Raw genomic sequence first — 14890 nt, 5'->3', positions numbered from 1 at the left:
AATGCTATGAGTCTGAATTTTCTTGATTTTGAACAGCCGATTGCGGAGCTGGAAGCGAAAATTGACTCGCTGACTGCAGTCAGTCGTCAAGACGAAAAATTAGATATTAATCTGGACGAAGAAGTGGGGCGCCTTCGCGAGAAAAGCGTCGAACTGACTCGTAAAATTTTCTCAGATTTGGGTGCCTGGCAGATTGCGCAGTTGGCTCGCCATCCGCGTCGTCCTTACACTCTTGACTACATCAAGCACATCTTTACTGATTTTGATGAACTTGCGGGCGATCGCGCGTTTGCCGACGATAAAGCTATCGTAGGTGGGATTGCACGTTTGGGTGAGCGTGCCGTGATGATCATTGGTCATCAAAAAGGTCGTGAAACCAAAGAGAAGATCCGTCGTAACTTCGGTATGCCAGCTCCAGAAGGCTATCGCAAGGCGCTGCGTCTGATGGAAATGGCCGAACGCTTCAAACTGCCTATCATCACCTTCATCGACACCCCGGGTGCTTACCCAGGCGTTGGTGCTGAAGAACGTGGTCAGTCCGAAGCTATCGCTCGTAACCTGCGCGAAATGTCCCGTCTCAACGTACCGGTTATCTGTACCGTTATCGGTGAAGGCGGTTCAGGTGGTGCATTGGCTATCGGCGTCGGTGACAAAGTCAACATGCTGCAATACAGCACCTACTCGGTGATTTCACCAGAAGGCTGTGCGTCAATTCTGTGGAAGAGCGCAGACAAGGCGCCGCTGGCAGCGGAAGCTATGGGCATCATCGCTTCACGTTTGAAAGAGCTGAAGCTGATCGACTCCGTGATCCCTGAACCACTGGGTGGCGCGCATCGTGACGTTCCTGCTATGGCCGCATCACTGCGTGCTCAGTTGGAAGCTGACCTCAGAGAACTCGACGCGTTGAACACCGAAGAACTGCGTGACCGTCGTTATCAGCGACTGATGACTTACGGCTACTGCTAATATCCTTCAGTCTTCGCGATGTAGGGGATTGGCTGCGTCTGCTCACCCCAGTCACTTACTCAGGTAAGTTTCTGGGGATTCGTGACGTTGCCGCCGACTTACATCACGGATACTGTGGATATTTGCCAGGCAATTAAAATTTAAAGGGCAGTCTTAGGACTGCCCTTTTTTATTGTCTCGAGGTGTTAGGGTCTATAACCTGTCTTTTAGGAAACCAGAAGGATTTGTCAGATGAATATTCTCGCCATCATGCGCCCGGAAGGGGTTTACTATAAAGATGAGCCCATCCGTGAACTGGATGCTGCCCTGAACGAGTTGGGCTTCAAGACGATTTACCCGCGCGACAGAGCCGATTTGCTCAAGCTTATTGAAAGCAATGCGCGTATCTGTGGCGTTATTTTCGATTGGGATTTGCACAGTTCAGCGCTGTGTTCAGAAATTAACGAGCTGAATGAGTATCTTCCGCTCTATGCGTTTATCAATACCCACTCCACGATGGACGTTAGCGTACACGACATGCGCATGGTGCTGTACTTCTTCGAGTACGCGCTCAATGCCGCAGACGATATTGCTAAACGCATTCGACAGTATACCGATGAGTATATTGACCAGATTACCCCTCCGCTGACCAAGGCACTGTTTAATTACGTCGAGGAAGGGAAATATACTTTCTGTACTCCTGGCCATATGGCAGGGACTGCATTTCTAAAAAGTCCGGTCGGCACGCTGTTTTATGACTTCTTTGGTGCTAAAACGCTGAAGGCGGACGTCTCTATCTCGGTCACCGAACTGGGTTCTCTGCTCGACCACACCGGCCCACATCTCGAGGCCGAAGAGTATATCGCCCGCACCTTCGGCGCCGAGCAGAGCTATATCGTCACCAACGGTACATCGACCGCCAACAAGATTGTCGGCATGTACTCTGCGCCAGCGGGCAGCACGGTGCTGATAGACCGCAACTGCCATAAGTCACTGGCACACCTGATGATGATGACCAATATCATCCCAATCTATCTGCGCCCGCTGCGCAATGCCTACGGAATTTTGGGCGGTATTCCCCAGCGAGAGTTCACCCGTGAGAGCATTGAGCAGAAGGTGGCGCAGACCGAAAATGCCACCTGGCCGGTGCACGCGGTCATCACCAACTCAACCTATGATGGCCTGCTCTATAACACCGATTTTATCAAGCAGACGCTCGACGTGGCCTCTATCCACTTTGATTCCGCCTGGGTGCCTTACACCAATTTCCACCCGATCTATGCGGGGAAAAGCGGCATGAGCGGCGATCGAATCACGGGGAAAGTCATCTATGAAACGCAGTCGACCCACAAGCTGCTGGCGGCGTTTTCCCAGGCTTCGATGATTCACATTAAAGGGGATTATAACGAAAATACCTTTAATGAAGCCTACATGATGCACACGACCACGTCGCCAAACTATGGAATTGTGGCCTCTGCCGAAACCGCAGCGGCGATGCTGCGAGGCAACCCGGGCCGTCGTTTGATCAATCGGTCAGTGGAAAGGGCGCTCTATTTCCGTAAAGAAATTCAGCGCCTGCGTGAAGAAATGGACGGCTGGTTCTATGATATCTGGCAGCCGGAAGGGATTGACGAGGCGGAATGCTGGCCGCTTAATCCGGATAACAACTGGCACGGTTTCGCCAACGCTGACCCGGACCATATGTATCTCGACCCTATCAAGGTCACCATCCTCACGCCGGGGATGGACGAAACCGGCAAGCTAGAGGCAGAAGGCATTCCCGCCGCGTTGGTGGCTAAATACCTCGATGAGCGCGGCGTGGTGGTGGAGAAGACAGGTCCTTATAATTTGCTGTTCCTGTTTAGCATCGGCATCGATAAAACCAAGTCGATGAGCCTGATGCGAGGTCTCACCGACTTCAAACGCGCTTACGATCTCAATCTGCGGGTGAAGAATATGCTGCCGGATCTTTATGCCGAAGATCCTGATTTTTACCGTCATATGCGCATTCAGGATCTTGCTCAGGGGATCCACAAGCTGATCGTCGAACACGATCTTCCTACGCTGATGCTCAAGGCTTTTGACGTGCTGCCGGAGATGAAAATGACGCCTTACGAGATGTTCCAGCATCAGGTACGAGGCAATATTGAAGAGTGTGAACTCGAACAGCTGGTGGGTAAGGTGTCGGCCAATATGATACTGCCTTATCCACCGGGGGTACCGGTGGTCATGCCGGGCGAGATGATTACGACGGAAAGCCGCGCGGTGTTGGATTTCCTGCTGATGCTGTGTTCTATAGGTGAGCATTTCCCGGGCTTCGAGACCGATATCCACGGCGCGAAGCTGACCGAAGAGGGAAAATATCTCGTTAAGGTACTTAAACAAGAGGTGCTCGATGCTTAATTTACGCCGGATCCATCACATCGCGATTATTGCCAGCGATTATGAGGTCAGCAAAAAGTTTTACTGTGAGGTACTCGGCTTGACGCTGCTTTCCGAGGTTTATCGCGAGGCGCGTGACTCATGGATGGCCAATCTAGCCATCGACGGGCACTATCAAATTGAACTGTTCAGCTTTCCTTCGCCGCCAGCGCGCGTGAGTCGCCCCGAGGCCTGTGGCCTGCGTCATCTGGCGTTTAGCGTGGAAAATATTGAGCAGTCTGTCGCGCATCTTCTGGCGGCGGGCGTAGCCTGTGAACCGGTGCGTATCGATGAGCACACCGGCAAGAAATTCACCTTCTTCGCCGATCCCGATAATCTGCCTTTAGAACTTTATGAAATCGATTAAGTTTGCCTACAGCGCGGCCAGCCATGCTGCCTGAACATCTGGTCAAACAGCTGGGAGACAGGCGTCGCCTGTGCGTGGCATTCAGCGGCGGGCTCGACTCGACGGTGCTTCTGCACGCGTTGGTACAGCTGCGGGCCAGTATTCTGCCTGACCTACAGCTGCGGGCTATACACGTTAATCACGGGCTGAGCGCCTTTGCTAACCGGTGGACCGCGAGCTGTCAGGCTCATTGCCAGCGCTGGCAGGTCGAGTTTTTACCGCTGTTTGTGACGGTGGATGCCAGTCAGGGGGGAATAGAAGCCGCGGCGCGCAATGCGCGTTACCAGGCACTGACGCAAAATCTTCACAGCGGCGAGACCTTACTGACGGCACAGCATCTCAATGACCAGTGCGAAACCTTTATACTGGCACTCAAGCGTGGCAGCGGACCCGCCGGGCTGTCGTCGATGGGGGAACGCGCGAAGGTCGGCGGTTTTCCACTGCTAAGGCCTCTGCTTTCGCTCCCCCGCGAGGCGCTGGAGGCCTATGCTGGCCAGCATCAGCTGAGCTGGATAGACGATGACAGTAATCAGGACACGCGTTTCGATCGCAACTTTTTGCGCCTGGAAGTGCTGCCGCTGCTGTATCAGCGCTGGCCGCATTTTGCTGCCGCTACGGCACGCAGCGCTGGCCTCTGCGCAGAGCAGGAGTCTTTGCTCGATGAGTTGTTACAGGAAGACTTAGATAGTCTGACTGATGCGCAGGGCAGCCTGTCGGTCAGCGGATTAGAGCCACTCTCTGAGTCCCGACGCTTTGCGTTGCTCCGTCGATGGCTGGCGGGATGCGGCGCTAAAATGCCCTCACGTGAACAGCTACAGCGAATGTGGGACGAAGTGGCGGTCAGCCGCGCAGACGCTGAACCTCAGATGCGCCTCGGTGCCTTCAGCCTGCGGCGTTTTCGCCAGCGACTTTACTGGCTGCCACCGATGCAGGCGTTGAAACAAACGGTCATTCCCTGGACCGGAGAGGGCATACTCAATCTTCCGGACAATCTCGGTCATTTGACGTTCGCGTCCCAAACGGATGAAGGTCTTTCGATACGCAAGCCGCGTGACGATGAGACGATGAGCATAAGGTTCTATGCCCGTGGCGAGGTGCATAAAGTGGGCCGCGACCGTTCGCGGCAGATGAAAAAACTGTGGCAGGAGCTCGACGTCCCACCCTGGGAACGTGACCGCATTCCTTTAGTGTTTTATAACGAACTGCCGATCGCTGCGGCGGGGCTATTTATTACCCATGATGCATTGACCACAGGTCCGCAAGAGGCTGTCTGGTCGCTGCTTTGGCAAAAATAACAAGACTTAACATTACCGCCGGGGTGAACCGGTTTGGGAGCAATGATGCATTGGTTAACTAAAGGCGCGTTGAGCGCCGCTCTGGCGTGGGCGAGCCTGAGTCTGCCTGCGCTGGCTGACGGAAATATTGCTGACGGTCAGGCTAAGTCGTCAAGCTGTGCCGCTTGTCATGGGGCAACCGGTAAGGCCAGCAACGCGCTTTATCCTAATCTTGCCGGACAAAATGAGGCCTATCTCGCGCTTGCGCTTCATGGCTATAAAAATGGCGGACGAACCGGCGGGCAGGCGGGGGTAATGCAGGCGTTTACTGCGGGGCTTTCCGATCAGGATATCAGCGATTTGTCGGCCTTCTACGCCAGCCAAAAACCCTGATATCAGACCATAAAAAACGGGCAACCTTGAGATTGCCCGTTAACGTTTTGGCTTGGCCCTGTAGGGCAAAGTCTTGTTCTTTACTTGCGACTACTCTGCGCTGACAACGACTGTGCCAATTTTTGGATTACTGAAGCTCTCGATATGGTCAAGCCGCAGTTCCAACTGTTGTCCACCCGAGTCAACAATCAGATATTCCACTTTTTTTCGCATCAACAAATCTTTGGCTTTAGCCTCGACAAGCTCTCCGCTGCGCATCTTTAGCGTCAGAACCAGATGATCCTGACAGGCAAGCTCGAGATTATCGTAGTCATCGCAATTGATGGGTTGGTACTCATCATTAATCGACATAATCGCTCACCAGTAAGTTAGCGGCGGCATAAGCCGCCTGTTCTCGAACGGAAGACGGAAGTTCGGCGTTGGCCGCCACATCGTCTAATGCCTTTAGCACACAGCCCAACGCATCGGGCACATAACCAAGACAGCCACTGCCTATCTCGGAATATTTTTGGCGTACTAATTCAGAGTATTGTTGCATAGGTCCTCCTTTAGAGCTTGTTCGAAATGGCTCTTTACGAATCTTTTCGAATAAGCTCCTTTCTGCTTCCCTCGATAAGCCAAATCCTTTCAGCCAGGGAAATATAAACTTCCGTTATTAAACGACTATAGCACAGAGACGCTGTAGTTATCAGCACAGGTCCAAGCTTTATCTTGTGTCGATATCAAGTACAATGTGCGTCCATTACTTAGAGGTTTACCATGGCGTTAAAAGCAACAATTTATAAAGCCGCAGTCAATATTGCCGATATGGATCGTAATTTTTTCTACGATGCCAATCTTACGCTGGCACAGCATCCCTCTGAAACCGAGCAGCGCATGATGCTGCGTTTACTCGCCTGGATTTGCCACGCCAACGAACGTTTGACCTTTACGCGCGGACTCAGCGCAGAAGATGAGCCGGAAATCTGGCTGAAAAATGACCATAACGGCATCGAGCTGTGGGTAGAATTGGGCTTGCCCGATGAGAAGCGTCTGAAAAAGGCGTGTAATCAGTCGCGCAACGTCGTGCTTTATGCGTATGGTGAGCGTGCTGCCAAGGTCTGGTGGTCGCAGGTTCAGAACAAAGTTAGCCAATACTCGAACCTGAGCGTGCGCTATATTGATGATGAATTACTGACCCAGTTGGTCTCTTTTGGTCAGCGTGGCATGGTATTGCAGGCAACGTTACAAGACGGTGCTATCTGGTTATCTGACGCCCAGAATAACGTGGAGATTCATTTCCACGAGTGGCTGGACGGCGGCTGGAAACAGGCGGAACTTTAAGGGTGTTGATACTCTCCGGCAGGCTCGAGATTCCCGACAGCGAGATTGAACTGACGGCCATTCGCGCACAGGGAGCGGGAGGGCAGAACGTTAATAAAACCTCTACCGCTATTCACCTGCGTTTCGATATTAAAGCCTCAAGCCTGCCCGAATATTATCAGCAACGTTTGTTGGCGTTTAAGCATCATTTAATTACTGCCGAAGGTGTTGTCGTCATTAAAGCGCAGGAATATCGCAGCCAGGAACTTAATCGCGAAGCCGCATTGGCGCGCCTGGCTTCATTAATCGAGCAGGCCATGGTGGTTGAAAAGCCACGCCGTGCAACCAAACCAACGCGGGGTTCCAAGATCCGTCGGGTTGAAAGTAAAGTACGCAAAGGCGCTACAAAAGCATTGAGAGGAAAAATCCGCTCGACCTGATGAGAAACGTCGAGGCCGAGTGAAGATAAAACGCAGTGGGAGAAAACTGTGAAAAAAATAATGATTGCTATGGGGCTGACCTTCAGCCTGTTATCGCTATTCGGATGTCACAACAAGATTTTTGCACAAGAACAACCTTTTGAGGCCATGCAGCAGAGCTATAAGGGCGTGCTGCCGTGCGCAGACTGTGACGGGATCGAGACCTCGCTGTTCTTGCAGCAGGACGGGACCTATATTCTACGCGAAGTCTATGAGGTCAAGCCGAAGGACAATAAGGCCTTCGCTCAGTACGGCAAATGGGCCCGAACCGCGGATAAGCTGGTTCTGACCGAGGCCAACGGCGAGAAACGTTATTTCCGCCCGGTGGGAGATAACCTTGAGATGCTCGATACCCACGGCGAAGTCATACATTCTACCCTCAAGTATCAGCTTAAGCCGGCCGAACAGCATATGCCGCAAACGCCGATGCCGTTGAGCGGAATGGTACGTTACGACGCCAATAACGTGGTCTTTACCGACTGCGCGACCGGTAAAGTCATCCCGATGGCGACCAGCAGCAGTCTGCAAAAGGCCTACATGGATGCGCGTCACAGTCCTGACCAACTGGTTTTTGTCTCGATGGACGGACATTTCCAGGTTGAGCCGGGCGGGGATGAAGGCAAAGGGCATAAACTGCTGGTGGCCGACAGCAATATCAGCCTGGATGCCAACAGGCAATGCCAGTAATCGTGGTGAGATGACCCGATAAAAAACGCCCGCCGTTGCAATGAGCACCGGCGGGCGTTTTGTTATTGATGGCACAGCGGGCAACCTAAAGGTGTACCCGCCGCGCTTTTAGCGTGGGATCTGGCTCAGCAGGTAATCAACGATGTCGTTGATTTTAATCATCTGCTTTTCACCGCTGCGGCGGTTTTTATATTCTAGCTCTTCAGCGTCAAGGTTACGTTCGCCGATAACAACCTGATGCGGCACGCCGATCAGTTCCATGTCGGCGAACATCACGCCCGGACGCTCTTTACGGTCGTCGAGAATAACGTCAACGCCTTTGGCACGCAGGGTGTTGTACAGCGCTTCGGCGGCGTCCTTCACGCGGAAAGACTTGCTCATGTTCATTGGCAGGATAGCCACCTGGAAAGGGGCAATCGCGTCTGGCCAGATGATGCCGCGACCGTCGTGGTTCTGCTCGATAGCCGCTGCAACCACGCGGGTCACACCGATACCGTAACAGCCCATGGTCACAACCTGGTTCTTGCCGTCTTCACCTTGAACGGTCGCTTTCAACGCTTCAGAGTACTTGGTACCCAGCTGGAAGATGTGGCCAACTTCGATACCGCGCTTGATAAGCAGGGTACCTTTGCCGTCCGGGCTTGGATCGCCTTCAACTACGTTACGCAGGTCAGCCACTTCCGGCAGCGGCAGGTCACGTTCCCAGTTAACGCCCAGGTAATGTTTACCGTCGATATTGGCACCGGCGCTGAAATCGCTCATTACCGCAACGGTGCGGTCAATCACGATTGGCAGCGGCAGGTGAACCGGACCCAGCGAGCCTGGACCTGCGTTAACCAGCGCACGAATTTCTGCTTCGGTGGCAAAGGTCAGCGGAGAAGCAACCTGTGGCAGTTTCTCGGCCTTGATTTCGTTCAGCTCGTGGTCACCGCGAACCAGTAGGGCAACCAGCGGATGTGCGCTACCATCGGTGGCGCGAACCATCAATGTCTTAACGGTCTTCTCGATTGGCAGTTGGAATTGCTCAACCAGCTCGGCGATAGTTTTGGCATTCGGCGTGTCGATCAGACGCATTTCTTCAGTCGGGGCGCCACGTGGTGTGGTCGGCGCTACTGCTTCGGCTTTCTCGATGTTGGCCGCGTAGTCAGACTCGGTAGAGAAAATCACGTCATCTTCACCGCTCTCTGCCAGCACCTGGAATTCGTGAGACGCGTTACCGCCGATAGAACCGGTGTCAGCTTCTACAGCACGGAAATCCAGACCCATGCGGGTGAAGATTTTGCTGTAGGCTTCGTACATTGCGTCATAGCCTTCCTGCAGGGATTCCTGACTGGTGTGGAAAGAGTAGGCGTCTTTCATGATGAATTCACGAGAACGCATCACACCGAAACGCGGACGTACTTCGTCGCGGAACTTGGTCTGGATCTGGAAAAGATTCAGCGGCAGCTGCTTGTAGGAGCTGATTTCATTGCGCATCAGGTCAGTGATGACTTCTTCATGCGTAGGGCCGAGTACAAATGCGCGATCGCCGCGATCGACAAAACGCAGCAACTCGGGACCGTACTGTTCCCAACGTCCGCTCTCCTGCCACAGGTCGGCGGGTTGCACGACGGGCATGGAGACTTCGATAGCGCAAGCGTTGTTCATCTCTTCGCGCACGATGTTTTCGACTTTCTTAAGCACACGCAGACCGGTTGGCAGCCAGGTATAAAGACCTGAGGCCAGTTTGCGGATCATTCCCGCGCGCAGCATCAGCTGGTGGCTGATGACTTCGGCGTCGGCTGGCGTCTCCTTCAGAGTGGAGAGCAGATATTGTGTTGTACGCATGATGTGTTGGTTCCGTTAGCACTGCAAATCGTCCGCAGGCCGGGTGCCTGCCAGAACGTGAAAGTATTCGAATAATCGGTCGTCAACCGCCGCTATCATGACCCCAGAAATAGCCTGCGGTCAGCTAGTTTACCAGTCGCCGACGAGAGTCAAAAGAGAACCACCGAATTTTAGTGCTGGTCGAGCGAGATTACCTGATTTTGATCGGCAACTACGCGCCATCTCACGTTAAAATCCAACAGTCGAACGGCATAGTCGCGCTCTAGCTCTTCACCTTTACGGTAAGCGGGGCGCGGGTCCTGGCCTAGTACCTGAGTAATAAAACGACGCAGATGCGGATAGCGGGTCAGATTCGCCGCCAATTGGGTCTCTGCCAGCGTTGAGAAAGTCACCGGCATGTTGGCTTCGGGGGCGTTCTGGGCAAACCCTGCGAGGGCCTGTGGTTGACTTTCGGCGAAGGGAAGATAGGGTTTGATATCCACCACCGGCGTGCCGTCAACCAAATCGAGACTCCCCAGCTCCAGAATGACCTCTTTACCCTGACAGCGGATGCCTTTCAGCTCGACCAGCGACATCCCGAGCGGGTTAGGCCTGAAGGTAGAACGGGTCGCGAAGACGCCAACGCGAGCATTGCCACCCAGACGAGGAGGGCGCACGGTAGGACGCCATCCGCCTTCCATCGTTTGGTGGAATATAAACATTACCCAGAGATGGCTAAACTCTTCCAGTCCGCGCACGGCCTCGGGCTGATTATAAGGCGGGAACAGATGCAGCTCGCCACCGCCGTCTTGCACCAGCCCGGGTTGACGAGGTACGGCAAACTTTTCTTTATAGGGAGAGTGAATTCTCCCTATTTCATTGAAGGTAAATGCTGTCATTTAAAGCTGACGTCGAGCGCGGAGCCTTGGCATATTGCCTGACGATGACAGCCTGCGGTGTCGGCGACAACCTGGCACTGGTGCAGCAGAACGGCGTTGGCCTTCATGGAGGAGGCGTGATTCAGCATTTTTCTGCGCGCGGTCGATAGGCTCGGCGCTGCTTCGTGGCGCGTTATCTGGCAAGACGTACCGGTCACTTCACCCAGATCGCGGAATGGCGTACCTACCAGAGCCTCGGCGTTTTTATACAGTTTCACTGCCACCGGTCGGGGTGCTGGCTTAGGTTTGACGGGTTTTGACTGCTCTACATACGGGTGTTCATTAAAAACAGGCTGCGTTCTGTGAGTCGCGGAACATCCAGCTAGCAAAAGGGCTAACAAACAGAGAGGTAAAGCGCGCATGATATATCCTCTGCTCCATACCCTGAATCGATCAAAATGCTCTGGCTTTGATTTCCTTTCGCGCCCTGTTATTGGTTATATAAACGCTCAGGGAGTCGCAGGGTTGTCATCTAGCGCATTTTAAATGCTGTTGGGTATATTTATAGTGAAAGAAAGAGGCGTTATTGAAGCAAGGTATTGAGGAAATAACAAGGCGGGCATAAGCCCGCCTTAGGAATATATTATGTAACTATGAATATATTTATGACGTTAACCGGTAATTACCAGCCTTTTACCGCACCGCCGTTAAAGACTTTGTTAGCAGCCTGGTATACTTCGTCAGACTCGTAGGCTTTAACAAACTTCTGCACGTTTTCAGCATCTTTATTATCTTCACGCGCGACAATCAGGTTCACGTAAGGTGAATCTTTGTCTTCGACGAAGATGCCGTCTTTCTCTGGCGTCAGGCCAATCTGGCTTGCATAGGTGGTATTGATCACCGCCAGCGCAATTTTGTTGTCATCCAGTGAACGCGGCAGCTGTGGCGCTTCCAGTTCAACCAGTTTCAGATTTTTTGGATTCTCGGTGACGTCCAGAACGGTTGGCAACAGACCCACGCCGTCTTTCAGTTTGATCAGACCCACTTTCTGCAGCAGCAGCAGTGAACGGCCCAGGTTAGTCGGGTCGTTAGGCAGCGCAATTTGGTCACCGTCTTTCAGATCGTTAATGGATTTGATTTTCTTGGAGTAGCCAGCAATCGGATACACGAAGGTATTACCGACCGGAACCAGCTTGTAGCCGCGATCCTTAATTTGTTGATCCAGGTATGGCTTGTGCTGGAAGGCGTTGACGTCGATATCGCCTTTGCTCAGCGCTTCGTTTGGCAGAACGTAGTCGTTAAAGGTCACCAGCTCTACGTCCAGACCGTATTTCTCTTTGGCAACTTTCGCCGCAACTTCAGCAACCTGCTGTTCTGCACCGACGATAACGCCTACCTTGATGTGATTAGGATCTTCTTTCTTCGGGCCACAGCCTGCAAGGGCCAGCGATCCCAGAAGTACACCCGCAACTGCAAGAGATTTAAATTTAATGGACATGTCCTATCCTCTATACATTTTTATATCGAGATTAATTATGGGCGGCGTGAAGCCCTGCCGCCGTTTTTTCTTTACTTATGAGTAACCGCTTTTGCAATGCGGTCACCACAGAGTTGGATTAGGTACACCAATACAACCAGTAATACTAATACAGTATTCATTACCGTGGCGTCGTAACCAATATAACCGTACTGATAACCAATCTGACCCAAACCGCCAGCACCCACCGCACCGCCCATCGCTGAATAACCTACCAGCGTAATCAGCGTGATGGTCGCCGCGTTAACCAGGCCCGGCATAGCTTCTGGCAGCAGGATTTTACGGATGATTTGCATCGGCGTTGCACCCATTGCGCGGGCCGCTTCGACCAGACCGCTTGGGATCTCAAGCATTGCGTTCTCAACCATGCGGGCGATAAACGGCGCTGCACCCACGGTCAATGGCACGATAGCGGCCTGCAGACCAATCGAGGTGCCCACGATAATGCGGGTGAATGGAATCATCCAAACCAGCAGGATAATGAAAGGAATCGAACGGAAGATGTTGACCAGTGCCGACATCACGCGGTACAGCTTTTTATTCTCAGCAATCTGGCCAGGACGGGTAACGTACAGCAGTACACCGATCGGCAGACCCAGCACGAAACCAAAGAAGCCGGAAGTCAGGGTCATTATGACGGTCTGCCAAACACCCTGGCCAAGTAACCACATCATTGCCTCAGACATAACCCAATACCTCTACCTTAACTTGATTCTGGTGCAGGAATTCAATCGCTGCCTGTGTATCTTCAACGCTGCCGTGCATCTCGGTCAGCATGATGCCGAACTTCACGCCACCGGCGTAATCCATCTGCGCGCTAATAATGTTGTTATTGATGTTAAATTTGCGAACCGCATGAGAGAGCAGCGGCGCATCGACCGATTGACCGGTAAATTCCAGACGCAATAAAGGAACACTTCCTTCGCTGTGCTCGGGTTTCATGCGCAGCGCATAGTCGTCTGGAATATCCAGGTGCAGCGTTGACTGAATAAACTGCTGTGCCAGCGGAGTTTTCGGATGCGAGAACATTTCACTCACCTTGTCCTGCTCAATCAACTGACCGTTGCTTATCACCGCAACCTGATCGCAGATACGTTTCACCACGTCCATCTCGTGAGTGATGAGCAAAATGGTCAGCCCCAGGCGACGGTTAATGTCTTTCAACAGCTCGAGGATAGAGCGGGTAGTGGCCGGGTCCAGAGCGCTGGTGGCCTCGTCGCACAGCAAGACTTTGGGGTTGCTTGCCAGGGCACGGGCAATAGCTACACGTTGCTTCTGCCCGCCGGACAGGTTGGCAGGGTAGGCGTCCTGCTTATCTTCCAGCCCAACCAGCGTCAGCAACTCGGTAACGCGCTGCTTAATCTCTTTGGAAGGAAGGTTGTCCAGCTCAAGCGGCAGGGCAACGTTACCGAAGACGGTCCGGGAAGACAGCAGGTTAAAGTGTTGGAAGATCATGCCAATCTGACGACGCGCGCGGGTCAGCTCTTTCTCCGAGAAGGCAGTCAGGTCCTGACCGTCGACCAGCACTTTACCTTCGGTTGGGCGTTCGAGCAGATTAACGCAGCGAATCAGCGTACTTTTACCGGCACCGGAAGAACCGATGACGCCATAGATTTGTCCTGCAGGCACGTGAAGGCTCACGTTGGAAAGCGCCGTGATGTTGCGCTGACCCTGCTTGAACACTTTGGTGATGTTAGAAAGTTTAATCATATTTTTCTTATATCGGCTTTACTGCCGTAACGTATAAAAAGTAACCCTCTGGAATTCATCCCAGAACTTGGCGTGGATGCTAAGGCGTCTAGACGTCCAAGTCAACCAGATAGCATTCTCACCGCCCCCTAAAACATGCGATACTTACGCCGTCAACCAGCCATCAGGAGCAAATACGTGGCACAAACTGTTCCAGCAATATTTTTAGACCGCGACGGTACCCTTAATGTCGATCACGGCTACGTCCATGAAATTGATGACTTCGAGTTCATTGAAGGCACTATTGAAGCCTGCCTTAAACTGAAGGAAATGGGCTTTGCCTTAGTATTAGTGACCAACCAGTCGGGCATCGCTCGCGGAAAATTCACCGAAGAACAATTTTTCACTCTCACGGAATGGATGGACTGGTCGCTGGCCGATCGCGGCGTCGATTTGGACGGCATCTATTTCTGTCCTCACCATCCTGATGCAATAGTAGAAGAGTACAAACAGGTTTGTGACTGCCGTAAGCCAGAACCCGGCATGTTCATTACTGCTAAAGAAGAGCTGAACATCGATATGGCCGCTTCTTATATGGTAGGCGACAAAATTGAAGACCTTCAGGCAGCAATGAAAGCGGGCGTAGGCACTAAAATTCTAGTCCGTAGCGGTAAGCCGGTCACCCAAGAAGGTGAAGAATTAGCGGATTTAGTGCTCGATAGCCTGGCACAACTGCCTGTAGCCATTAAAAACGGCTTAAAATAGAGCGTTGCGGGCGAAAAATAGGCAAACGAAATAAAACTGTATTTATTCGCTTGCCATTCCCGCCAGCCTCCCTATAATGCCGCTCCATCGACAGGGAACAACGCAGCAGCAACGCGGTGTGAACGAGTCGGAAAGAATTAAAAATGATGATGACCGCGAAAATAAACGGTTGACATCAAATGAGGAAAGCGTAATATACGCCACCTCGAGTTAGCAAGCGAAAGCGCGTAACTCACTGCTCTTTAACAATTTATCAGACAATCTGTGTGGGCACTCACAAGACGATATCAGCCACCTCGGTGGCAAAA

Annotated in this window: 17 protein-coding genes; 9 read left to right on the top strand and 8 right to left on the bottom strand. The window is 52.5% G+C overall.

Annotated elements, in window-relative coordinates; all coding sequences use genetic code 11:
• Nucleotides 1–6: 6 nt before the first annotated feature.
• From accA to BS640_RS19180, 5 genes are all read left to right on the top strand, one after another.
• Nucleotides 7–966: an acetyl-CoA carboxylase carboxyl transferase subunit alpha gene (gene accA, locus BS640_RS19200; protein WP_017491965.1), complete on the top strand. Its 960-nt coding sequence runs from the start codon at nucleotides 7–9 to the stop codon at nucleotides 964–966.
• Nucleotides 967–1197: 231 nt separating this feature from the next.
• On the top strand, nucleotides 1198–3348 hold the full coding sequence (locus BS640_RS19195) for a lysine decarboxylase LdcC (protein WP_017491964.1): 2151 nt from the start codon (nucleotides 1198–1200) through the stop codon (nucleotides 3346–3348).
• On the top strand, nucleotides 3341–3733 hold the full coding sequence (locus tag BS640_RS19190; RefSeq protein WP_017491963.1) for a VOC family protein: 393 nt from the start codon (nucleotides 3341–3343) through the stop codon (nucleotides 3731–3733). Before BS640_RS19195 ends, BS640_RS19190 begins: the two co-directional genes overlap by 8 nt.
• Nucleotides 3734–3756: 23 nt before the next feature.
• Nucleotides 3757–5067, top strand: coding sequence for a tRNA lysidine(34) synthetase TilS (gene tilS, locus BS640_RS19185; protein WP_084913161.1), 1311 nt, complete (start codon nucleotides 3757–3759; stop codon nucleotides 5065–5067).
• Nucleotides 5068–5112: 45 nt separating this feature from the next.
• Entirely contained in the window at nucleotides 5113–5439 is a 327-nt protein-coding gene (locus BS640_RS19180) for a c-type cytochrome (protein ID WP_084913160.1), read from the top strand.
• 90 nt (nucleotides 5440–5529) lie between these two features.
• On the opposite strand, the gene rof is transcribed toward BS640_RS19180, so the two are convergent.
• Both rof and BS640_RS19170 read right to left on the bottom strand, forming a co-directional pair.
• Nucleotides 5530–5790, bottom strand: a complete 261-nt coding sequence (rof, locus tag BS640_RS19175; protein ID WP_017494138.1) for a Rho-binding antiterminator — start codon at nucleotides 5788–5790, stop codon at nucleotides 5530–5532.
• A complete protein-coding gene (locus BS640_RS19170; RefSeq protein ID WP_017494139.1) occupies nucleotides 5780–5977 on the bottom strand; it encodes a YaeP family protein in 198 nt (65 codons plus the stop codon). The genes rof and BS640_RS19170 overlap by 11 nt, the downstream gene beginning before the upstream one ends.
• A gap of 221 nt (nucleotides 5978–6198) precedes the next feature.
• Between BS640_RS19170 and BS640_RS19165 the strand changes: the two genes are divergently transcribed.
• From BS640_RS19165 to nlpE, 3 genes are read left to right on the top strand one after another with little or no spacing between them, the layout of a single operon-like run.
• On the top strand, nucleotides 6199–6762 hold the full coding sequence (locus tag BS640_RS19165) for a YaeQ family protein (RefSeq protein WP_017494140.1): 564 nt from the start codon (nucleotides 6199–6201) through the stop codon (nucleotides 6760–6762).
• 2 nt (nucleotides 6763–6764) lie between these two features.
• Nucleotides 6765–7181: an alternative ribosome rescue aminoacyl-tRNA hydrolase ArfB gene (gene arfB, locus BS640_RS19160; protein WP_017494141.1), complete on the top strand. Its 417-nt coding sequence runs from the start codon at nucleotides 6765–6767 to the stop codon at nucleotides 7179–7181.
• Between the two features lie 48 nt (nucleotides 7182–7229).
• Nucleotides 7230–7907, top strand: coding sequence for an envelope stress response activation lipoprotein NlpE (gene nlpE / locus BS640_RS19155; RefSeq protein ID WP_026110826.1), 678 nt, complete (start codon nucleotides 7230–7232; stop codon nucleotides 7905–7907).
• A 108-nt stretch (nucleotides 7908–8015) separates the two neighbouring features.
• Here the strand turns inward: nlpE and proS are convergent, their stop codons facing one another.
• The 6 genes from proS to metN form a co-directional block, all read right to left on the bottom strand.
• On the bottom strand, nucleotides 8016–9734 hold the full coding sequence (gene proS, locus BS640_RS19150; RefSeq protein WP_017494143.1) for a proline--tRNA ligase: 1719 nt from the start codon (nucleotides 9732–9734) through the stop codon (nucleotides 8016–8018).
• 170 nt (nucleotides 9735–9904) lie between these two features.
• On the bottom strand, nucleotides 9905–10612 hold the full coding sequence (tsaA, locus tag BS640_RS19145) for a tRNA (N6-threonylcarbamoyladenosine(37)-N6)-methyltransferase TrmO (RefSeq protein WP_017494144.1): 708 nt from the start codon (nucleotides 10610–10612) through the stop codon (nucleotides 9905–9907).
• A complete protein-coding gene (gene rcsF / locus BS640_RS19140) occupies nucleotides 10609–11013 on the bottom strand; it encodes an Rcs stress response system protein RcsF (RefSeq protein WP_026110827.1) in 405 nt (134 codons plus the stop codon). The genes tsaA and rcsF overlap by 4 nt, the downstream gene beginning before the upstream one ends.
• 260 nt (nucleotides 11014–11273) lie before the next feature.
• Nucleotides 11274–12089, bottom strand: a complete 816-nt coding sequence (locus tag BS640_RS19135) for a MetQ/NlpA family lipoprotein (protein WP_017494146.1) — start codon at nucleotides 12087–12089, stop codon at nucleotides 11274–11276.
• Between the two features lie 71 nt (nucleotides 12090–12160).
• The gene (locus BS640_RS19130; protein ID WP_017494147.1) at nucleotides 12161–12814 is read right to left on the bottom strand and encodes a methionine ABC transporter permease MetI; all 654 of its coding nucleotides are present in this window, start codon (nucleotides 12812–12814) and stop codon (nucleotides 12161–12163) included.
• The gene (gene metN / locus BS640_RS19125) at nucleotides 12807–13838 is read right to left on the bottom strand and encodes a methionine ABC transporter ATP-binding protein MetN (protein ID WP_084913159.1); all 1032 of its coding nucleotides are present in this window, start codon (nucleotides 13836–13838) and stop codon (nucleotides 12807–12809) included. The genes BS640_RS19130 and metN overlap by 8 nt, the downstream gene beginning before the upstream one ends.
• Before the next feature lie 177 nt (nucleotides 13839–14015).
• Between metN and gmhB the strand changes: the two genes are divergently transcribed.
• Nucleotides 14016–14582, top strand: a complete 567-nt coding sequence (gmhB, locus tag BS640_RS19120; protein ID WP_017494479.1) for a D-glycero-beta-D-manno-heptose 1,7-bisphosphate 7-phosphatase — start codon at nucleotides 14016–14018, stop codon at nucleotides 14580–14582.
• Nucleotides 14583–14890 lie beyond the last annotated feature (308 nt).

It is taken from the genome of Rouxiella badensis (genome assembly GCF_002093665.1).
In the GTDB taxonomy this organism is placed as follows: Bacteria; Pseudomonadota; Gammaproteobacteria; order Enterobacterales; family Enterobacteriaceae; genus Rouxiella; species Rouxiella badensis.
Note: the sequence above shows the minus strand (reverse complement) of the source record. Positions and strands in the feature narration are given on the sequence as shown.